This is a genomic window from Flavobacterium gelidicaeli, from assembly GCF_013294005.1.
In the GTDB taxonomy this organism is placed as follows: Bacteria; Bacteroidota; Bacteroidia; order Flavobacteriales; family Flavobacteriaceae; genus Flavobacterium.
The window spans coordinates 397,830-419,318 of the sequence record NZ_JABSNK010000001.1 but is presented as its reverse complement, the minus strand read 5'-3'; the positions used below and the strand labels follow the sequence as shown (position 1 = coordinate 419,318).

Genomic DNA, 21,489 nt, shown 5'->3' with positions numbered 1-21,489 from the left:
GGGGGCTTTAACTATAAATCTCTTTTCCTTGCTCAATAAACTCTTCTGATTTTGCTGCCATTCCTTTTTCTGCTTCGGCAACGTCACGGATTTCCTGTGATATTTTCATAGAGCAAAATTTAGGTCCGCACATCGAACAAAAGTGTGCAATCTTAGCGCCTTCAGCAGGTAAAGTTTCGTCGTGAAATTCTCTTGCGGTATCAGGATCAAGCGATAAATTAAATTGATCTTCCCAACGGAATTCAAATCTAGCTTTACTCAAGGCATTGTCACGGTATTGTGAGCCCGGATGTCCTTTGGCTAAATCAGCAGCGTGGGCAGCAATTTTATACGTGATTACACCGTCTTTTACATCTTTTTTATTGGGTAAACCAAGGTGTTCTTTTGGCGTTACATAGCACAGCATCGCACAACCGTACCAACCAATCATAGCAGCACCAATGGCTGATGTAATGTGATCGTAACCTGGAGCAATATCAGTCGTTAGTGGGCCAAGAGTGTAAAACGGTGCTTCGTTGCAATGTTCTAATTGTTTCTCCATATTCTCTTTAATCATGTGCATCGGTACGTGACCGGGACCTTCTATAAATACTTGAACATCGTGCTTAAAAGCAATTTTAGATAACTCACCTAAAGTTTCTAATTCGGCAAATTGTGCCGCGTCATTAGCATCTGCAATTGAGCCTGGACGCAAACCATCACCAAGAGAGAAAGCAACATCGTATTGCTTCATGATTTCGCAAATGTCTTCGAAATGCGTGTAAAGAAAGTTTTCTTTGTGGTGAAATAAACACCATTTTGCCATGATCGAACCCCCACGAGATACAATTCCAGTCACGCGTTCAGCTGTTAAATGAATGTAACGCAATAGTACGCCTGCGTGAATAGTGAAATAAGAAACACCTTGTTCTGCTTGTTCGATCAAAGTATCTCTAAAAACTTCCCAAGTTAAATCCTCAGCGATTCCGTTTACTTTTTCCAAAGCTTGGTAAATTGGCACGGTTCCAATAGGCACGGGAGAATTACGGATGATCCATTCTCTAGTTTCGTGAATATTTTTTCCGGTTGATAAATCCATAATCGTATCGGCTCCCCAACGGCAAGCCCAAACTGATTTTTCTACTTCTTCTTCGATGGTTGAGGTGACAGCGCTGTTCCCAATGTTGGCATTTATTTTTACCAAGAAATTACGCCCCACAATCATAGGTTCGCTTTCAGGGTGGTTGATGTTGTTAGGGATTATAGCGCGACCAATGGCTACTTCATTGCGAACAAATTCGGGTGTGATTTTGCTTTTAGGTGTGTTGGCTCCCCAGCTGTGTCCAGGATGTTGACACTGCATCGCTTTAGTTTGGGTATCTAATTGCTCGATACGTTGATTTTCACGAATCGCAATGTATTCCATTTCTGGAGTGATGATACCTTGCTTAGCGTAATACAATTGCGAAACGTTGGCGCCTTTTTTGGCACGCATTGGTTTGTGTAAATACTCGAAACGCAATTCGTCTAGCTTTTTGTTATTCAAGCGTTCTTTTCCGTAATCAGAGCTAATTTCTGTTAGTTCTTCCACATCATTACGGTCTAAAATCCATTGCTCACGAATGCGAGGTAATCCTTTGCGAATATCGATTTCGATATTGGGATCTGTAAAAGGTCCTGATGTATCATATATAGTAACTGGCGGATTTTTTTCGATACGACCGTTAGACATTTTTGTGTCGGCCAATGTGATTTCACGCATCGCCACTTTGATCGGGTGGATGTCACCGTCGATATATACTTTTCTTGAATTGGGAAATGGTGTTCTTGAAATCTTTTCTTCGTTTGTCATTTTAGTATGTCTTAAAGTTAGTTTAGGCGTAAATGGCATGCGGACTGATGCGAACTGCATCGTATACAATTTTTATATTTATTGGGCACAGATCGCACGCGGATTCAACGGATTTACAAAAGTAAAAACACGGATTGACGCGGATTTTATTTTTATTGCAGCTTAATAATTGGAATTTGTTCGTCAAAGTTTGATTGGATGCAAATAGCTCGCAGATTTTTAATTCTAGTAATTAATTCTTACTTAGCTGTTTTCAACTCTTTAATCTGTCCCTTAAACTATTAACTAATCACTAGTTACTAATCACTATTTACCAATTACCCTCCTTGGGTTGCGGAAATTATTAAAATGGTATCGGTTTCTTTTAAGGGATGGGAATTCCAATTGGATTTAGGAATTACGGTGTCGTTAATGGCTATGGCGATTCCGTTTTGTTTTTCGGGAATTTCCAAGTCAAGAAGTGCCTGAACAGTTAAGTTACTGCTGGCAAAATTTTTGTTTTGATTGTTGATTTTAAGTTCCATTCCTTTTGAGTTTAGTTGTTTTAGCGCTGCATTAAAACGCGGCTCAACTTTAGGAATGGCTACAAATTGCCCAAAAAAAGGGCTATGGAAGTCATCGTACTTTTCCCTACGCTAGTATGAACTAGATCAGGTTCAGAGGGTAATTCTCAGCCTACAAAGTTGTAGACACCCCTAAAGTGTGAAGCAAATGTAATAAAAAATTAGTTTAAAAATTTACAATTTTAAGTTTAAAGTTGTTGCATTTACAACTCCCCCTTCGGAGGTTGGGGGGATTTCCAGCAACTTTCCACGTGGTCATTGACAATTCCAGTGGCTTGCATAAAGGCATACATAACCGTAGAACCGACAAATTTAAAGCCTCTTTTTTTTAAATCTTTGCTGATTTTATCAGAAAGTGGGGTACTAGCAGAAACCTCTTTCAGGGTTTTTGGGTTGTTGATGAGCGGTTTTTCATCTGTGAATTTCCAAATATATGCTGAGAATGAACCAAATTCTTCTTGAATTTTGATGAAGTTTTGCGCATTGGTTACCGCCGAATATACTTTGAGTTTGTTGCGGATGATACCTGCATCTTGTAATAAATCTAGGATTTTGTCATCATTGTATACTGCTATTTTCTTATGATCGAATTGGTCAAAAGCAGCACGGAAGTTTTCTCTTTTGTTGAGAATGGTAATCCAACTCAAGCCCGCTTGAAAAGTTTCGAGTAATAAAAATTCAAATAATGTAGCATCGTCATAAACGGGAGTTCCCCATTCTTGATCGTGGTAGTTTTTGTAAAGTTCGCTGGATAGACACCAAGTGCATCGTGGTTTGTCTTGCATTTTTTTTGATTAAAGATAAAAAAAAACCTCAAATCAGTAAAGATTTGAGGTTTTAATAATACTTTAATTTTAATTAGATTTTTTTAAAAACACGTATAGTTGCAAATGTAACTCCAGCTTCACTATATGTTTCTTTTAGCTTAAGCTGTGATCCTGTTACGGTAGCAATTTCATACTTGTCACCTGTGCTATCTCCGTCATACTTCTCTGTAAGATTATTACCGTCTACGCTCCAAGTTCCACTATCATTATACTCTGTACATTTTGAATTAACAAATTCAGAATAAGTGTTGATTACGGTACCATTTTCTAAATATTCGTAAGTTTCACTATTACATCCACCTTCATTTGTAGCTGGCTGTAAAACTTCTTGACCGTTTAATACTACTCCTTCTTCAGTAAGTTGCCATTTTCCTTCAATTGATCCAGAATCTTTATCATCACTACTACAGCTTGAAACAGTTAACCCTAAAGTAATTACTGACAAAAAAAGAATGCTTAATTTTTTCATTTTGTTCGTTTTTATTTGTTAAAATTTTGACAAATGTAAATTAAAATTTACAAATAAAAAATTTTAATTTAACTATTTAGTAGTCTTTTTCTAATAGTGAATAAACGCTATTTACATGTGCTTTTTATTTGCTAATCATAGGCTGTGTTTAGATGTAAATCTTTCTGATGTTTGTGGATGCTGGTTTTGTTTAGCAATTAGAAAAGCTGTTATGAAACTTGTACTATAATTTAATAAAATATAGTCTAGCCTAATTTTATAATATTGAGCACAGCCCAGATGTAGTATTAGTTTATGGTCGTGCTAAACTGACAATTTGTATAATAATGAAACATATTTTTGAGATATATGGCACAAAAAAAGAGCGATTTGAATTTCAAATCGCTCTTTAATATTTTAGAACTTGTTTTAGATTAACCTAAAGCAGCTCTTTTAAATCCTGTAACAATAAGATCTTTATCTAAAGATTTAACATAAGCAGCAACGCTTAATTTGTTATCTTTAATGTAATCTTGGTTTACTAAAGTATTATCTTTAAAGAAACGAGCTAGTTTACCTTTAGCGATGTTATCTAACATAGCTTCTGGTTTTCCTTCTTGACGAAGTAAGTCTTTAGCGATTTCAATTTCTTTTTCGATAGTTGCAGCGTCTACACCTTCCTCGTTTAATGCGATAGGAGACATAGCAGCAGCTTGCATAGCAACGTTTCTAGAAACTTCTTCTGCACCAGCTGGAGCAGCAGATAAAGCTACTAAAGTAGCGATTTTGTTTCCAGAGTGAATGTAAGATCCTACAAATGCACCTTCTAATTTCTCAAAAGTTCTAATTTCTAATTTCTCACCGATAACTCCTGTTTGCTCGATTAATTTATCAGCAATAGTAATTCCGTTAAAATCAGAAGCTAAAAATGCTTCTTTAGAATCGTAGTTCAATGCTTGGTTAGCCATTTCAGTAGCCATTTTCACAAAGCTTTCGTTCATACCTACGAAGTCAGTTTCACAGTTTAGAGTGATTACTACACCAGCAGTTTTGTCAGCATTTACAACAGCAATTGCAGCTCCTTCAGTAGATTCTCTATCTGAACGATTTGCAGCTACTTTTTGTCCTTTTTTACGAAGGTTTTCGATCGCTAAATCAAAATCTCCTTCTGCTTCAACTAATGCTTTTTTGCAGTCCATCATCCCTGCACCAGTAGCTGTTCTTAATTTATTTACGTCTGCAGCAGTTATTGTTGCCATGTTTTTTTTATTTAAAGATTAAAAGATTGAAGAATTTAAAGATTAAAAATAGCGTTAATTTTACATTGACACTTTAAGTAATCTTTAAATCTTTCAATCTTCAAATTTATTTTTATTTTTCTTCAGTTGCTGGAGCAGCTGGTTCAGCAGCAGGAGCTACTGTTTCAGTTGCAGCCGGAGCTACTTTTTCTGTAGTTGCAGCAGGAGCCGCTTTTTCAGAAGTTTCAGCATCTTTGTCAGCCCCTCTATCAGAAAGACCTTCAGTGATTGCGTTAGTTACTAAAGTTAAAATTTTATCAATAGATTTAGAAGCATCATCATTTGATGGAATTACAAACTCTACTTCACGAGGATCAGAGTTAGTATCTACCATTGCAAAAACTGGAATGTTTAATTTTTGAGCTTCTTTTATTGCGATGTGTTCCGCTTTGATATCTACTACGAATAATGCAGCAGGTAATCTTGACATATCTGAAATGGAACCTAAATTTTTCTCTAATTTAGCACGAAGACGATCAACTTGTAAACGCTCTTTCTTTGAAAGGGTCATGAAAGTACCATCTTTCTTCATTTTATCAATAGTAGCCATTTTTTTAACAGCTTTACGGATAGTTACGAAGTTAGTTAGCATTCCACCAGGCCATCTTTCAGTGATGTAAGGCATGTTTGCAGCTTTTGCTTTTTCAGCAACGATGTCTTTTGCTTGTTTTTTGGTAGCAACAAATAATATTTTTCTACCTGATGCAGCGATTTTTTTCAAAGCTTCATTAGCTTCTTCAATTTTTGCTGCAGTTTTATATAGATTGATAATGTGTATACCATTACGCTCCATATAAATGTAAGGAGCCATGTTTGGATCCCATTTTCTAGTCATGTGTCCAAAGTGAACACCTGCTTCTAGTAATTCTTTTACTTCTACTTTGTTTGACATTTTTTTGTACTAGTTTACGTTCTGTTGATTAGCAATGTATAAATGGCGATTTCTCGGCTAAATACATTTAGATGCTAAACTAATTTCTCACCTCAATGAGACAACAACAACATTGTTTTAAATTCAATAAATTCAATAAGTCTTGAATAAAGGTACTCAAGACAGGCAATATTAACGTTTCGAGAATTGAAATTTCTTACGAGCTTTCTTCTGACCGAATTTCTTACGTTCAACCATTCTTGGATCTCTTGTCAATAAACCTTCTGGTTTCAAGATTAATCTGTTTTCAGCATTGATTTCACACATAACACGTGCTAATGCCATTCTTACAGCTTCTGCTTGTCCAGTTGAACCACCTCCGTAAACATTTACTTTTACATCATAGTTAGTTGCATTTTCTGTCATAGACATTGGTTGCATAACTTTGTACTGTAAAGTAGCTGTTGGGAAGTAAGTCGCGAATTCTTTTTTGTTTACAGTGATTACTCCTGTTCCTTCCGAAACATAAACACGTGCAACAGCGGTTTTTCTTCTACCGATTTTGTGAATAACTCCCATTACTTAAGATCGTTTAGGTTAACTGTTCTTGGTTTTTGAGCTCCTTGTTTGTGCTCAGATCCAACAACAACATTTAAATTTCTAAAAAGTTCAGCACCAATTTTGTTCTTTGGTAACATTCCTTTTATCGCTTTTTCTACTAGTAATGCAGGGTTTTTTGATTGCAATACTTTAGCAGTTAAAGTTCTTTGTCCTCCTGGGTAACCTGTATGACGCATGTAAATCTTTTCGTCCATTTTGTTACCTGTAAGGTTGATTTTTTCTGAGTTGATAACGATAACGTTATCTCCACAGTCCACGTGTGGTGTATAACTTGGCTTGTACTTACCTCTTAAAATCATAGCGACTTTTGAAGCAAGACGACCTAAGTTATGACCGTCAGCATCTACAACGATCCACTCTTTTGTAGAGTTGGCTTTTGTTGCTGAAATTGTCTTGTAGCTTAATGCGTTCACAATAATAAATTTTAATTAAACATTCCGTCCCCTATAAAGGGGATGCAAAAGTACAATTAATTATTTTAAATACAAATACCTTAAATGATTATTTTTATTGTCTGTTTTGCCTGATTATCAATTATATATTTAAGATTGCCATTATTACAACTGTTTTCTAAATGATGTTATCAGTGTGTTTCATTTTTTGACTTACATTTGTTATCAATAATAAAATTTTTATCTTGCAATCTTGGAATACAATTTTCAACTTAAAATATTGTTTTTTATCGAAAGGAAAACTCTCGAAAGCAAAGGTGATTTTAGAAGCGCTATTGGATTACCAAATTTAATAAATATATAATTATGAAAGTTAAAGCAACCCTTAAGCAAATTGCAAAAGAACTTAACGTATCGGTTTCCACTGTTTCAAAGGCACTTAATGATAGTCCTGAAATAAGTGATCAAACTAAGATCAAGATTAAGGAGTATGCTAAACTTAAAAATTACAAGCCAAATGTTATTGGTTTGAACCTTAAGAATAGAAAAACAAAGACTATAGGTGTTATTATTCCAAATATCTTAAATTCTTTTTTTGCGAAAGTATTTAGCGGGATTGAAAAAGTTGCTGATGAAAAAGGTTACAATGTGATTACCTGTATCTCGAATGAATCGATCGTAAAAGAAATCAATACGCTTGAGATGTTGAGTAATGGTACTATTGATGGCTTTATATTATCAGTATCTGAGGAAGCGCAAAAACTTCAAGATTATTCGCATTTTACCGAAATCATTAATGACGGTACTCCTATAGTTATGTTTGACCGTATTGCTGATGAAGTAGAATGTGATAAGGTGGTAGTTGATGATTATAATTCAGCGCTACATGTTACACAACGTTTGATTGATTTAGGTTGTAAAAATATTGCATTACTTTCATCTGTTGATAATTTGAGTGTTGGTAAATTAAGAGCTAACGGCTATTTGCAAGCTTTGGAGAACAATAACATTGCTATAAATGATAAGATAATTCTTCGTGCAGATTCCGAAGCTGACTTAAAAGAAAGAATAGATGCTGTTTTTGAAAATAATACCATAGATGCCGTTTTTGCTTTAGATGAAAACGATTCTGTTGCTGCTTTAAAAATGGGATTAAAAAAAGGATATAAAATACCTGAAGAACTTTCAATAATAGGTTTTGCAGATGGAATTCTTGCTTCACGCAGATTAACGCCTAGTTTGTCCACGGTAAGTCAACACGGTGTAGAAATAGGGGAGGTTGCTGCTAAGCTGCTTATTGATCGCTTAGAATCTACTGAAGAAAATATTCCTTATGAGACAGTTGTGATTAAAACAAAATTAAAAGAAAGAGAATCTTCTAGAAAAAATAATGATTAAAGATATTTAAAATAAAAAACTCCATCTGTTAGTTGCAGATGGAGTTTTTTTATATGTATTTTACTGATTAATAAATTCCTAGGCAGTCTTTAATCATTCCGAAATCAACAATTAGAGTAACGTCAAGTATAAAGGACTTTTCTATTTCGTATTTAATCAACGGGTGAATTTTTCTGGTTTTTAGTATACATATCAAAAACACAAGTTCATCCTGAAGCTGTGCTGTTATTTTAGTTGATCTACCTTTTAAGTTGTGAGTTTACTGTTAATTAGTTATGATTGTTAGGGAATTATTTTTTATTTTTAATGAGGTATAAGTTATGTTCATCGTCTGAAATAAAAGCAAATTTCAAATTAGTATGAGTGTAAAAAGAATATTTTTTTTTGGCATCAGTTTCCATTTTTATTCTCTTGTCTTCTATCTTGTCATAAATCGATGGCTCTTTGGTATCATAATCATCTAATGATATATCTTCTTGTTTCACTTTAAGAGTTTCTCCATTAAATATAATATCTAAATACGCATTTCCATTCCAGTAATAATAAGTATAGGGACTGTTAGATTGAGTTTTGCCTGCCATGTTAGAACAATATTCTAATTTATGAAAGTACTTAAATACTATATTTTCACTAGGTATATCAGTAAATAAATTTTCATATTTTATTTTTTTATCATCGTCTACACTTCGTTTTCTGATATCATCAGTTATTTCATTACTAACTCCATAAAGGATATACCATTTATTATCTAATAAAAATAAAACGGATTGTCTTTTAGTGTAATGAATTGTGCTATCTCTCCATGCGGAAAAATGCTCTAGATAAGCGCTATTAGGTACTATTGTGTTATAATAATATTTAGATATTTCCTCTGTGTTCCAGCTAAAATCTTTGTTTAACGGAATAAAATCTTTTTTTACTTTGTCACCATCAGTCGGCCAAGTTTGATAGTAAAGTAACTCTTTATTGACTATTTGTTTATTAAGCAAAACAGTATTTCCAAATTCAGATTGATTTGAAGAGGAGGTTTTGTAGTTAATAGTATCTAAAATATTTCCGAATGAATCAAATTTGAAAACAGTATTCGAAAAATTGTTCCCACTATTACCTCCGCCATTATCAAAACGTTCTGTTTTCGTGATAGCTTTAAGTATTGTATTTTCTTTTGAGATTTCAATTATTTGAACATAGCGGGTCAGATAATCTTTTTCGTCTTTAGCAAATAGACTTATAGCATAATTACCTAAATCGTTAATTTCCGATAAATTTTTGTAATCATCAAATTCATGTGGTAGTTCTTTTCTAGGAAAAAGATTGATTGCATAAGTGTCAATGCCTAGAGCTAAATACACATTTATTTTATATATGAAATATAAAATTGCTGCAATTGCTAAGCAATAGATTAAAATCATTTTTCTCATTTTATTTAGTGATTAGATAAAAATATATGAATATTTTAATGCGCCTCTAACCAATCTTTACCCATTCCTAAATCAACAATTAAAGGAACGTCAAGTTTAAAGGCATTTTCCATTTCATATTTAATCATTGTTTGGATTTTTTCTAATTCACTGTTGTGAACATCAAACACCAATTCATCATGAACCTGAAGCAACATTTTGCTTTTCCAGTTTTCAGTACTTAATTTATTATGGATATTGATCATGGCGATTTTGATAATATCAGCAGCACTCCCTTGTATAGGTGCATTTACGGCATTACGTTCAGCGCCACCACGAACCATGGCGTTTTGTGAATTGATATCTTTTAAATAGCGACGGCGTCCTAAAACGGTTTGCACGTAGCCATTGTCCCTAGCAAAATCAATTTGTTCTTGAATGTAGGTTTTTAACCTTGGGTAGGTTTTGTAATAGGCCTCAATTAAAGCAGCACTTTCTGAACGGGAAAGTGACGTTTGATTGCTTAACCCAAAAGCTGAAACGCCGTATATAATTCCAAAATTCACCGTTTTAGCATGACTACGTTGTTCTCTCGTTACTTCTTCTAGTGGAACTTCGAATACTTTTGAAGCGGTAGATTTATGAATATCCTCGTTGTTTAAAAACGCCTTAATCATGTTTTCTTCTCCACTTAAAGCTGCAATAATACGCAATTCAATTTGAGAATAATCGGCAGAGACTAAAGTGTAATTCTCGTCTCTTGCTACAAATGCTTTCCTGATTTGGCGTCCTCTTTCGGTACGAATAGGAATGTTTTGTAAGTTGGGATTATTTGAGCTTAGTCTTCCTGTTGCAGCCACGGTTTGCATATAATCAGTATGCACTCTTAAGGTTACTGGGTCTACTTGATTTGGCAAAGCATCTACATAGGTGGTTTTAAGTTTATTTAATTGGCGCCATTCCAGGATGTCTTTTACGATCTGGTTTTCATTAGCTAAATAACTTAAAACTTCCTCTCCAGTGGCGTATTGTCCTGTTTTGGTTTTCTTTTGTTTTGCACCTCCAATTTTTAATTTATCGAATAAAATATCGCCAAGCTGTTTGGGCGAAGCCAAGTTAAAATGTTCTCCAGCTACTTCATATATAGTTGCCTCTAATTTTATAATATCGTTATCTAGGTCGTGTGATAAGGAGTGGAGGAAGTCAGTGTCTAAACGGATTCCTTCTTTTTCCATATCAGCTAAAACCTTTACTAACGGAATCTCGATGTCTTCGAATAATTTTTTAGTTTCTGTTTTATCAAGTTCGACAGCAAATAATTCTTTTAACTGAAATGTTATATCAGCATCTTCTGCGGCATATTCTTTGATTTCTTCTAAGGCTACATCACGCATTGATTTTTGGTTTTTACCTTTTTTACCAATAAGTGTTTCAATAGATTTTGGAGAATATTTTAAATAAGTTTCGGATAAAATATCCATATTGTGACGCATATCAGGATTGATTAGATAATGCGCTATCATGGTGTCAAATAGTTTTCCTTGGACGGTAATGTTGTAATTTGATAAAATTTTCAAATCGTATTTTAAATTCTGACCTATTTTTTCGATGGTTTCATTTTCGAAAAACGGAAGGAATTTTTCTGCAAGAATGTTAGCTTCTTCTTGGCTTTCGGGAAAAGGAACATAATACCCTTTCCCTTTTTCGTAAGAAAATGAGATTCCTACCAGTTCAGCATGCAAAGCGTCTAGTCCAGTGGTTTCGGTGTCAAAACAAACAGCATTTTGTTTTAGTAAATTTTGCAACAGCAATTTAATGCCTAGATCCCCTTGAACTATTTGGTACGAATGGGTTGTGTTTTCTAAAGTGTTGTAAAACTGCTGGTGTTCATTAGTGTTGTTATCAGTAGGAATTGCACTTGCAAAAAGGTCAAATTGATCTTCGTTTTTTGGTTGCGGTTTTTTGTAAAGTTTTGCTTCATCGGTAGCTACACCTGCATCTGAATTTCCTTTTTTGAAAATGGCGTCAAATTGTTCGGCCATCCTTCTAAACTCTAATTCATTGAATAAAGCATCTGTTTTTTCTACATCAGGCGTAGATAATTCGTAATCACTTTCATTAAATGTTACGGGACAATCTAATAAAATAGTAGCTAATCTTTTTGAGAGTAGTCCCAACTCTTTATTGGCTTCTATTTTAGTCTTTATCGCTCCTTTTAATTCATGGGTATTGGCTAAAAGATTTTCCATTGATCCATATTCGGCTAGAAATTTCTTTGCAGTTTTCTCACCCACACCAGGTAATCCAGGGATATTATCGGCAGAATCGCCCATCATTCCTAGGTAGTCAATTACTTGTTCAGGTCTTTCAATCTCAAACTTTGCCAAAACTTCAGGAATTCCCCATATTTCAATTCCGTTACCCATGCGGGCAGGTTTGTACATGAAAATATTTTCTGAAACCAACTGAGCAAAATCCTTGTCAGGAGTTACCATAAAAACCTTGTAATTTTCTTTCTCAGCTTGTTTAGCAATGGTTCCTATTAAATCATCGGCTTCAAAACCTGCGACCTCTATAATAGGAATGTGCATGGCGTTTAGTAAAGCTTGAATGTAGGGAACGGCAATTTTTATGGCTTCAGGAGTGGCGTCTCGATTGGCTTTGTATTCAGGAAAAAGTTCATTTCTTAAAGCGCTACCTCCTTTATCAAAAGCGACTGCTAAGTGATCCGGTTTTTCTCTTTTAATAACATCCATCAAGGAATTCATGAATCCCATTATGGCAGAGGTGTCCATTCCTTTTGAATTTATTCGAGGGTTTTTTATGAAGGCATAATAGCCACGAAAAATTAAAGCGTAGGCATCTAATAGAAAAAGTCTTTTTTGTTGTGACATGGTTATAATTTTGTAAAGATTTCAAAAGTACAAAACTTAAAAGATAATGTGTTGTACGAAGTTAAATTTATAAGGAATTGGTTTTAGATCGTTTATTTCTTTTTTAGATCGTTTTATTTTACTCATAAACGGTTTTTATTAGTTTTTTTTTGATAAATTAGGTTAGTTATTTACTATAAAGCCTTTTATTTTTTGTAGTAAATAAGCTATTTTAATAGCGAATAATATTGTAATAGTTAAAATAAGATGTATTTAATCGGAATAATACGCTTTTAATCGGATTAAGTTGTATGTTTGATCTAATATATTCTACTGAGAGAGAAAATATTTTTTAATTTTTTAATATCAATTATTATGAATAAAACTACATTTTATAAGTCGCTGATTACTAGTTTGTTTTTATTTTTCTTGTTTTTTGCGAATTTGACTGTCGCACAAGTAGGAATAGGTACTGTTACACCTGATGCAACTGCTGTTCTTGATGTAAGCTCTACAACAAAGGGTATGCTTACTCCTAGAATGACTACAACGCAAAGAAATGCTATTACGACTCCTGCAAACGGATTAATGGTTTATGATACTACGCTTAAATCATTTTATTATTATGAAGCAACCACTAGTTTGTGGCTTCCGATGAATAGTGTAGCTGGTGCATCAGATAGATTAAACTTTAAACGCATTAAATCTACTGATGTTTTAGCTACGGTTTTAGCTGCTGAAAAAACAGCGGGTTTAGGGGGTAAATATCTTTTAAATACCAATACACTATATGAAATTAATGGTACAATTAATTTAGATTTACCTATAGATCTTAATGATGCTTATGTGATTGGTTTGGATACTAACGAAGATAAATTAGTAAAGGCAATGGGCGCTCTTTTTACTGGGAAAGGTGGTTCTATTAAAGGGCTTACTCTTCAGGCAACTGTTGGGGCTGTTTTTACATTGACAGGTGGTTCAACTGAATCATTAATTTTTAGGGATTGTGTTGTTGTTAATTCTCAAAGTATTGGAACGATAAGTGGGTTTGGGCTTGTGTTTTCTAGTATTGTTCAATATGCTGGTAATGCTGCAGGTGTTACTTACACAAATATTAGTAAATTATTGTTGAGTAACATTGGGTGGTTTGGAACTAATAGTGGAACTTATGAAAAATTAATAGGGACTTTTGGTTTAGTTCAAAAGCAAAGTGGATTTACCGAAGTTAATGGTTCGGCTATTGGTTTTGATGTATCTTCTAATCCAATTATCTCAGGAGATGCAGTTATGGAAGCTGTTGTATTTACTGGATCTAATATTGCTGGATTTGTAAAAGCATATACGGGAACTGGTACATATAGTGGTTATAATTTTACTAATAAATGGACTATAAATTGTCCTGGAATAACTTTAGAAGGAGATAGGTTCGCTACTGGCACATTGTATCTAGACAGATCAACAACAGCGCAAAATAACGTGTCAAATTTAGCTGTGGGGACTGCTGTTAGACTGAATGGGACAACTATTTCATCAAGATTATTCCGAATGGCAGATGGTGATCCTACATCGGAAAATAATAAGTTAGTATATAAAGGAAGAGCGAAGCGAGTTTTTACAGTTTCAGCTTCAATTTCTATGCAAGCAAGTGGTACCACTGGAACACAAGATTATTTGTTTTCATTTGTTAAATTTTCTGGTGGTAGTGGTAGTTTCATAAGCGATTCAGATACGTTTATTGATTCGAATTCAGGTTTTGTGCAAAGTTTTTCGGTTACTGGAACAGTTGAATTGTCAGATGGTGATTATGTTTCATTATACGTTCGTAAAGCTAGTGGTAATACTGCCAATGGTGGTGTAATAACTTTTAATTCTTATAATATGTCATTGAGGTAATTAATGAAAGAAAAGGTTTTGAGTATGAGGTTTAAAATTAATATTAGCAATTGCCAGCATTAATTTTGAATCTCATATATTTTTGTCTTATTGTCATTTTTATATTAATTTACTTTATATCTTTTAGTGATTAAATATTGCTATGTCGTTAATGGTTGTTGAAATTAATTAAATCAAGAACTTATGTGTTTTTTAAGGTAGTCAATTTATATTCCATTTTTTTAGTTAAATATTGATTAATATCAATGCGTAGTCCCTTCATAATTTGTTATTTTGTCAAAAAAATAATTATAATGGTTTTTCGTGTTTTCTTGCTGAGTCTTTTTTTATTTATAGTAGAGCTTTATGCTTTTCAAGCGTTGAAAACTTTGATAAAGCTAAAGTGGGTTCTTACCGCTTATCAAATACTTAGTGCTATTGCCTTGGTTTTTATCGTTTATTCTTTTACGCAGTTTGATCGTTCTATTGGACAAACTAAGCAAACCATGTTTACCATGGGTATGTTGCTAGTGATTTATGTTCCAAAAATAATTTTATGCCTAATAATGTTAGGAGAAGATGTTTTTAGGATTGGTTCAGGTTCAGCTCGCTATTTTATCAATAATGAAAAATTTGAATTCTTAAATTCTAGACGAAAATTTGTGAGCCAAATAGGGCTTGGATTGGCTGCCATTCCTTTTGCTTCTTTAATTTACGGTATCACCGTGGGGAAATACAATTATAAGGTAATTAAGCAACGCATTTATTTCCCGGATTTACCTGAGGAGTTTGATGGGTTTAAGATCACACAAATATCTGATGTACATAGTGGGAGTTTTGATAATCCAGAAAAGATTAGTTATGCTATTGATTTGGTAAACGATCAAGACTCTGATATGATTCTTTTTACAGGAGATATTGTTAATACACACGCTAAAGAAATGTATCCTTGGATTGAAACTTTCAATAAAATTAAGGAGCATAAGTACGGTAAGTATGCAGTATTAGGGAACCACGATTATGGTGAGTATGTTACTTGGCCTACCGAAGCAGATAAAGAGGCTAATTTTAAAGCAATAAAAAGTTTATACGGTCAAATAGGATTTCAATTAATGCTAAATGAGCATACCTATATTGAAAAAGGGAAAGATAAGTTGGCATTAATTGGAGTAGAAAATTGGGGGCATAATTTTAAGAAGGCCGGAGACATAAACAAAGCGGCTGCCGGAGTGAATCAGGAAGATTTTAAAATCTTGATGAGTCACGATCCTAGCCATTGGGATTACGAAATTAAAAATCACGAAAAGCACTTTCATTTAACACTAGCAGGTCATACACATGGCATGCAATTTGGTATTGAAATACCAGGTTATTTTAAATGGAGTTTAGCACAATATATTTACGCCCAATGGGCAGGTTTATATGAAAATCTTGGCCGTTATGTATATGTAAATAGAGGTTTTGGTTTTCATGCGTACCCAGGTAGGGTAGGAATTATGCCTGAAATAACAGTGATTGAGCTAAAAAAAGGGGATAATGTAGCATAATGCGTTAAAATCGCTACATTTGTAAATTAATAGCTATTTATTAGGTAGATTTAAATATTAAATTTTTGGTTATATGTCAAAATTCGGAGAACTTATTAGTGCACAAGTGCCTGTCTTAATTGATTTTTACACAGATTGGAACGAATCCTCAGTTTCTATGGATCCTGTTATGAAAGACGTAGCTGCGGCTCTTGGTGACAAGGCTAAAGTAATAAAAATTGACGTGGATAAAAACCATGAACTTGCTATTGCTTTGCGTATAAAAGGATTACCTACTTTAATGATTTATAAAGCGGGAGAGATGATCTGGAGGCAATCAGGTGAGTTAGATGCAAATACTTTAATTAGTATTCTTCAAGGGAAATTATAATTTACTGTTTGTAAAACTCTCAGCAGTAATTCTTGCATAGCTAAAGTTATTGTTGTTTAAATAATCCAATACTTTTGGTAACGCATATTTAAGATTTTTAGACGCTTTAACGCTGTCATGAAAGACAATTATACTTCCAGGTTCAATATTTTGAATCAAATTATCTAAGCATTTTTCTTTTGCTATTTTTTGATCGAAATCGCCGCTTAAAACATCCCACATAATAATTTTATATCCCAAACTTTTTATTCTTTTTGTTTGTCCCGTTTTTATTTTGCCGTAAGGCGGACGGAAAAGTTGTGGAGTACTTCTTTTAAAATCACAAGCGGATTTAATTATTGCATTTTCGCATTTCTCAATGTCAGCTAGATAGTTTTCAGTGGATGTTTTCCATCCGTTTAAGTGGTTGTAGGTGTGGTTTCCTATGCTGTGTCCATCATATATAATTTTCTTAAATATATCAGGATTCGCTTCGATATTTTTCCCAATACAAAAGAAACTTGCTTTAGCATTGTTTTTCTTTAATTCAGCTAAAACCCACTCGGTTACTTCTGGAATTGGGCCGTCATCAAATGTAAGATAGATTTTCTTCTCGTTATTTGGCAATAGCCAAATGTAACTAGAGAATAGTTTTCTAATAATTGCGTTTGTTTTTACCCAGTAAAAGCTCATTTTTTTCTTTATTTAGAGATTTAAAGTTAAAAAAAATGTAGCAATATCTAAGCGATATTGCTACATTTTTATAGTCTAAATTGGAATATTTGCTTATTCTTTTTCTCTACCAAAACGATGAAACATTTCGATATATGTATTAAAGGTAGCTTTGTTTTTATTGTAATAATCTAAGTCTCCATTTTTACCCATTACCTGAATCAGTCCTCTATAGCGTTCAATGTCAGTTATGATATCTATAGCAAGACTACTTTGATCAGATGCATCTAAAGTTTTGTAATAGTTTAGATTCTCTTTGTATTTTTGCGTCAATTTATTAAGTAACTCGTGCGCTTTTGCTTTTTCGCCTACTTTGTAATATCCATCAGCAAATGGCTCTAGTAATGAATAATAGTCAAATTTATCAACTGGCATTTTAGTCATCGCCATATTAATAACTTCTTTCGCTTTATCAATTTTACCTTCTTCGATTAATTTTTCCATTAATCGTGCTAGATTAGTTCTATAATTAATAGACTCTCTTCTTGTTTCAGGATCGTGGTAAATGTGGTCGCTATCACTATTTCCCCATTCCCATTTTCTAACAATCTGTAGCATTTTGTCAGTATCAATTCCGCCCAAATCAAGTGGACTTCCGTCTTTAGGTATTGGTGTTTTTACTGGAACTAATTTGTAAATTAATCCTTCAAGTTGTAAATAATTTTTCATCCACAAGTAATCTTCATCGTCAAATGAGCCTGGGCTAAAATAAATAGGTCTTTTCCAGTTGTTATTTGCAACAATATCTAACATCATTATTCTGTTTTTATACAAGGCTCTTCCTTTGATATCGATATCAATGTAAGGAACAATAGAATCATTGTATTTTGCAGCAACAACTTTGTTTTTAATTATTTCATTTTTATCAACAGGAATTCTAATTTTATTTGTCGGGAAAAAATGTACCGTTTGTCCGTTTTGCATTCCTATCGTTGATTTAGGATTTTTTATAAAGGCCATAAGGTCTTTTGCATCCCATCTACTTTCTGTTTTAGGAACATAAACTACGTAGTCTAATTTGTCACCTACATATTCATCATGTGTAAAAGAAATAGGCAAGGCTTCTGATTGATAGCTTTTTCGTTTCATTTGGTCAATATACCAGTCGGTCATGAAAAGGCTGGTATTTACCAGTTTTACATCTGTACGTACACCTTCAATTTCTTGAGCATACCAGAGAGGGAAGGTGTCATTGTCACCTATGGTAAATAAGATTGCGTTAGGGTCGCAAGATTCTAAATATGCCTTTGCCATTGCAGTTGCAGTATATTTTCCAGAACGGTCGTGGTCATCCCAGTTTTGATACCCCATTAATACGGGTGCGGCAAGTAAACTAGCAGCTATAATGACAGGTCCGGCAATTTTAGGAGCTAAATACTCTTTCAAGGTTTCATAAAGTGAATATACACCAAAACCAATCCATATTGCAAAAACATAAAAGGAACCTACTAGTGCATAATCTCTTTCTCTAGGCTCAAAGGGTCTTTCATTTAAGTATATTTTTAAGGCAATACCTGTGAATAAAAACAAGGATAATAAGACATAAAAGCTTTTTCTATCTCTACTTGCATGAAACATTATTCCTATTAATCCAAGAATAAAAGGCAAGAAAAAATAGACGTTACGCCCTTTGTTGTTCAAAACATCAGTAGGGAGGTTTTCTTGAGATCCAAGATGTAAATTATCTATATAGTTGATTCCGCTAAGCCAGTTTCCATCTTGGTTGCTGTACCTTCCTTGAATGTCATTTTGACGTCCAACAAAGTTCCACATTAAATACCTCCAATACATGTATCCAAATTGGTATTCAACCATAAAACTTAAATTATCTGCAGTAGTAGGCTTTTCTATAATTAAATATTCATTATAGCTTTTTAGGAACTTCATGTAGCCTTCGTTGTCAATTTGTTTTTGAGCGTAAGCGGTTCTAAATTCATTAACCGTTTTTAGGACTTCGTTTTTTAATTGCGCAATAGCTTTGTTGTAATCCTCTTCAGATAATGAATTAACATCAACTCCATATTGTCCAAGATCACTCTCGTAGTCATGATTAGGATCAATTCTAAAAAGAGGTGCGTTAGTAAAATTCATATAGTTTTCTATATGATCAGCACTCCACATCCTTGGTAGAATTGTTTTTTGGTCATCGTCACTGTTTTGCTCCGCATTTTTAAAGTTGTTTACAATAACATATTTACCTGTTTTGTAATCTCTCTCGTAATTAGGTGCTTTGTCTAAATAAGGGTTGTTTTTGTCTAAGCCTGCAAATGTTTCAGTGTATTGTGGTCCGTAAAAAAGCGGATTTACACCATATTGCTCTCTGTTATAATACGCAAGAACTTCGGCAGCATCTGATGGTTTATTTTCGTTAATTACTGTATTTGCATTGGCTCTAATAGGAAGCATCATCCAAGTCGAAAATCCTATTAATATAAATAAAACACAAAGTAACAGTGTGTTGTATTGAATCATTCCCTTGTTACGAGTATACTTTAATCCAAAATAAAAGAAAGCAATTATTGCAATGGTAACAAAGATAGTTCCAGAGTTAAATGGCATTCCGAAGCTGTTAACCATAAAGATTTCTGTCTTACCAAAGAAGGCCATCGTTAAAGGTAGTAATAGCTTGAATATAAATAGTAATATAGAAACAACCACCACATTAGCGATGATAAAATTCTTTACAGTAACTGTTTTGTAGTTTTTGAAAAAATATAAAAACCCAATAGCAGGAATAGTAAGTAATGCCATAAAGTGAACTCCAAATGAAAGTCCTACAACTAAAGAAATGATTAGTAACCAGCGATCTCCTCTGGGTGTATTCATCTCTTGTTCCCATCTAAGACCCAGCCATAATAGTAAAGCAATAAGTAGAGAAGCCATAGCGTAAACTTCGGCTTCAACAGCATTAAACCAAAAGCTATCAGAATATGTAAATGCTAGTGCGCCAACAAATGAACTTCCTAAAACAACAATTTCGTTATTTTTATTAGGTTCAGAAATTCTAGCAGCTAGTTTTCTTAATATCATTGAGGAAGACCAAAATAAAAACAAAATGGTAAAGGCACTCGAAAAAACAGATGTCATATTGACCATTAAGGCGATATGCTGATTATCGGTAGCAAACATGGCAAAGAAAGCACCAATCATTTGGAATAAAGGAGCTCCAGGAGGATGGCCTACTTGTAATTTAGCTGCGGTTGCAATATATTCTCCACAGTCCCAGAAGCTCATTGTAGGTTCAACGGTGAGTGTGTAAGTTATTAATGCGATTCCAAATGTAATCCAGCCGAGGATAGTATTCCATTTATTGAAATTAAATGTCTCCTTGTTCATGTATAAAAATTTAGTTTTATTTTGAGATACAAAGAAAATGTTTTTTTTATTAATGCAAAGTGCATTAACAAAAAATTCTATCAAACAATCTTGTTTTAGTAACTTATTGGTTCTTAGTATTTTTCTAGTTTCAGAAAATTTTTTTTCATTTTTTTTGAATAAAAGTGCTAAAAAAGTTTGCGCAAACTAAAATTTAGTATAAATTTGCACTCGCTAAGCAACAATGCTGCTACAGTAATTAAGCTGCTACAGTAATTAAGCTGGTCTATGGTGTAATGGTAACACAACTGTTTTTGGTGCAGTCGTTCAAGGTTCGAGTCCTTGTAGACCAACGAAAGCCTTTCAAGAAATTGAGAGGCTTTTTTTTGTTCGAAAGTTTTTGATGGAGTTGATTTTTTTTGAAAGCAACTCTTTTGATGCTATTTTTTTTAGAATAGTGACATTGAAGAGTTGTTAAAGTGGTATAAAAACAAAATAGAGCTGTATTTTTCTTGATTATTTTATAAGAAAAATCTTTGTTTTGTAGTTTTAGATAGCTCAGGGATTATTTTAACAACAATCAATTATTTCCGTTAATAAAAAAAACACTATATTTGCACCGTTATTTATTAAAAACTAGATAATGAGGGGACTAATTGTCCCCTCTTTTTATAAAAATATGACATTTAAAGAAAAAGTAAATACATTGTTGACAGAAGGTCTTTCAGATAAGCCATCGCTTTTCTTGATAGATCTTACTATAACAGAGGCTTTTAAAGTAATCGTAACAATAGACGGAGATAATGGCGTTGCCTTGCAGGACTGTATCGATCTTAGTCGCGTTGTTGAGAATAATTTAGATAGAGAAGAGCAAGATTTTTCTCTAGAAGTAGCTTCGGTAGGAGTAGGATCACCCTTGAAACTGGTCAGACAATACAAGAAAAATGTAGGTAGAACACTGATTGTGAAAACAGCTACAGAAAATTTAGAGGCAGAATTAGTAGAAGCTAATGATGATTTTGTAATTTTGTCATGGAAAGCTAGAGAACCGAAGAAGATTGGTAAAGGAAAAGAAACAGTTCAAAAGAGACTTGAAGTTCCTTACGCAGATATAAAAGAAGCAATTGTTACAGTAACATTTTAATTAAAGAA

At 33.6% G+C, this 21,489-nt stretch carries 17 protein-coding genes, 1 tRNA gene and 1 riboswitch; of the genes, 6 read left to right on the top strand and 12 right to left on the bottom strand.

Annotated features, from left to right (window positions below; all coding sequences use genetic code 11):
- Positions 1–7: 7 nt before the first annotated feature.
- From thiC to rplM, 8 genes are all read right to left on the bottom strand, one after another.
- On the bottom strand, positions 8–1,831 hold the full coding sequence (thiC, locus tag HNP99_RS01835) for a phosphomethylpyrimidine synthase ThiC (RefSeq protein ID WP_173851024.1): 1,824 nt from the start codon (positions 1,829–1,831) through the stop codon (positions 8–10).
- A 317-nt stretch (positions 1,832–2,148) separates the two neighbouring features.
- Entirely contained in the window at positions 2,149–2,355 is a 207-nt protein-coding gene (thiS, locus tag HNP99_RS01830) for a sulfur carrier protein ThiS (RefSeq protein WP_173850674.1), read from the bottom strand.
- A gap of 86 nt (positions 2,356–2,441) precedes the next feature.
- Positions 2,442–2,538, bottom strand: a riboswitch (TPP riboswitch).
- 59 nt (positions 2,539–2,597) lie between these two features.
- Positions 2,598–3,179, bottom strand: a complete 582-nt coding sequence (locus HNP99_RS01825; protein ID WP_173850672.1) for a DNA-3-methyladenine glycosylase I — start codon at positions 3,177–3,179, stop codon at positions 2,598–2,600.
- Positions 3,180–3,252: 73 nt separating this feature from the next.
- Positions 3,253–3,690 carry a lipocalin-like domain-containing protein gene (locus tag HNP99_RS01820; RefSeq protein ID WP_173850670.1) on the bottom strand — a complete coding sequence of 146 codons (438 nt, stop codon included), beginning with the start codon at positions 3,688–3,690 and terminating at the stop codon, positions 3,253–3,255.
- Positions 3,691–4,103: 413 nt separating this feature from the next.
- Positions 4,104–4,928 (bottom strand): translation elongation factor Ts, encoded by an 825-nt coding sequence (gene tsf, locus HNP99_RS01815; protein WP_173850668.1) that lies wholly within the window; start codon positions 4,926–4,928, stop codon positions 4,104–4,106.
- A 112-nt stretch (positions 4,929–5,040) separates the two neighbouring features.
- On the bottom strand, positions 5,041–5,859 hold the full coding sequence (gene rpsB / locus HNP99_RS01810; protein ID WP_173850666.1) for a 30S ribosomal protein S2: 819 nt from the start codon (positions 5,857–5,859) through the stop codon (positions 5,041–5,043).
- 171 nt (positions 5,860–6,030) lie between these two features.
- Positions 6,031–6,417 (bottom strand): 30S ribosomal protein S9, encoded by a 387-nt coding sequence (gene rpsI / locus HNP99_RS01805; RefSeq protein ID WP_173850664.1) that lies wholly within the window; start codon positions 6,415–6,417, stop codon positions 6,031–6,033.
- Positions 6,417–6,872, bottom strand: a complete 456-nt coding sequence (gene rplM, locus HNP99_RS01800) for a 50S ribosomal protein L13 (protein ID WP_173850662.1) — start codon at positions 6,870–6,872, stop codon at positions 6,417–6,419. The genes rpsI and rplM overlap by 1 nt, the downstream gene beginning before the upstream one ends.
- Positions 6,873–7,217: 345 nt before the next feature.
- On the opposite strand from rplM, the gene HNP99_RS01795 reads away from it, so the two are divergent.
- Complete coding sequence (locus HNP99_RS01795; protein ID WP_173850660.1) at positions 7,218–8,249, top strand: LacI family DNA-binding transcriptional regulator; 1,032 nt, start codon at positions 7,218–7,220, stop codon at positions 8,247–8,249.
- A gap of 290 nt (positions 8,250–8,539) precedes the next feature.
- Here HNP99_RS01795 and HNP99_RS01790 read toward each other — a convergent pair whose 3' ends face one another.
- Both HNP99_RS01790 and polA read right to left on the bottom strand, forming a co-directional pair.
- On the bottom strand, positions 8,540–9,661 hold the full coding sequence (locus tag HNP99_RS01790) for a hypothetical protein (protein WP_173850658.1): 1,122 nt from the start codon (positions 9,659–9,661) through the stop codon (positions 8,540–8,542).
- A gap of 44 nt (positions 9,662–9,705) precedes the next feature.
- Positions 9,706–12,543 carry a DNA polymerase I gene (polA, locus tag HNP99_RS01785; protein WP_173850655.1) on the bottom strand — a complete coding sequence of 946 codons (2,838 nt, stop codon included), beginning with the start codon at positions 12,541–12,543 and terminating at the stop codon, positions 9,706–9,708.
- 354 nt (positions 12,544–12,897) lie between these two features.
- Between polA and HNP99_RS01780 the strand changes: the two genes are divergently transcribed.
- The 3 genes from HNP99_RS01780 to HNP99_RS01770 all read left to right on the top strand — a co-directional run bounded on the left by HNP99_RS01780 (position 12,898) and on the right by HNP99_RS01770 (position 16,311).
- A complete protein-coding gene (locus tag HNP99_RS01780) occupies positions 12,898–14,415 on the top strand; it encodes a hypothetical protein (protein ID WP_254596801.1) in 1,518 nt (505 codons plus the stop codon).
- A gap of 293 nt (positions 14,416–14,708) precedes the next feature.
- The gene (locus HNP99_RS01775) at positions 14,709–15,941 is read left to right on the top strand and encodes a metallophosphoesterase (protein WP_173850653.1); all 1,233 of its coding nucleotides are present in this window, start codon (positions 14,709–14,711) and stop codon (positions 15,939–15,941) included.
- 73 nt (positions 15,942–16,014) lie between these two features.
- Positions 16,015–16,311, top strand: a complete 297-nt coding sequence (locus HNP99_RS01770; protein WP_173850651.1) for a thioredoxin family protein — start codon at positions 16,015–16,017, stop codon at positions 16,309–16,311.
- On the opposite strand, the gene HNP99_RS01765 is transcribed toward HNP99_RS01770, so the two are convergent.
- Both HNP99_RS01765 and HNP99_RS01760 read right to left on the bottom strand, forming a co-directional pair.
- Complete coding sequence (locus HNP99_RS01765) at positions 16,306–16,983, bottom strand: polysaccharide deacetylase family protein (RefSeq protein ID WP_173850649.1); 678 nt, start codon at positions 16,981–16,983, stop codon at positions 16,306–16,308. The genes HNP99_RS01770 and HNP99_RS01765 overlap by 6 nt on opposite strands.
- 93 nt (positions 16,984–17,076) lie before the next feature.
- On the bottom strand, positions 17,077–20,358 hold the full coding sequence (locus HNP99_RS01760; RefSeq protein WP_173850647.1) for a glycosyltransferase family 117 protein: 3,282 nt from the start codon (positions 20,356–20,358) through the stop codon (positions 17,077–17,079).
- A gap of 261 nt (positions 20,359–20,619) precedes the next feature.
- Here HNP99_RS01760 and HNP99_RS01755 point away from each other — a divergent pair.
- Together HNP99_RS01755 and rimP are read left to right on the top strand one after the other, a co-directional pair.
- Positions 20,620–20,690: transfer RNA gene (locus tag HNP99_RS01755), tRNA-Gln, on the top strand.
- A gap of 326 nt (positions 20,691–21,016) precedes the next feature.
- On the top strand, positions 21,017–21,481 hold the full coding sequence (rimP, locus tag HNP99_RS01750) for a ribosome assembly cofactor RimP (RefSeq protein WP_173851020.1): 465 nt from the start codon (positions 21,017–21,019) through the stop codon (positions 21,479–21,481).
- Positions 21,482–21,489 lie beyond the last annotated feature (8 nt).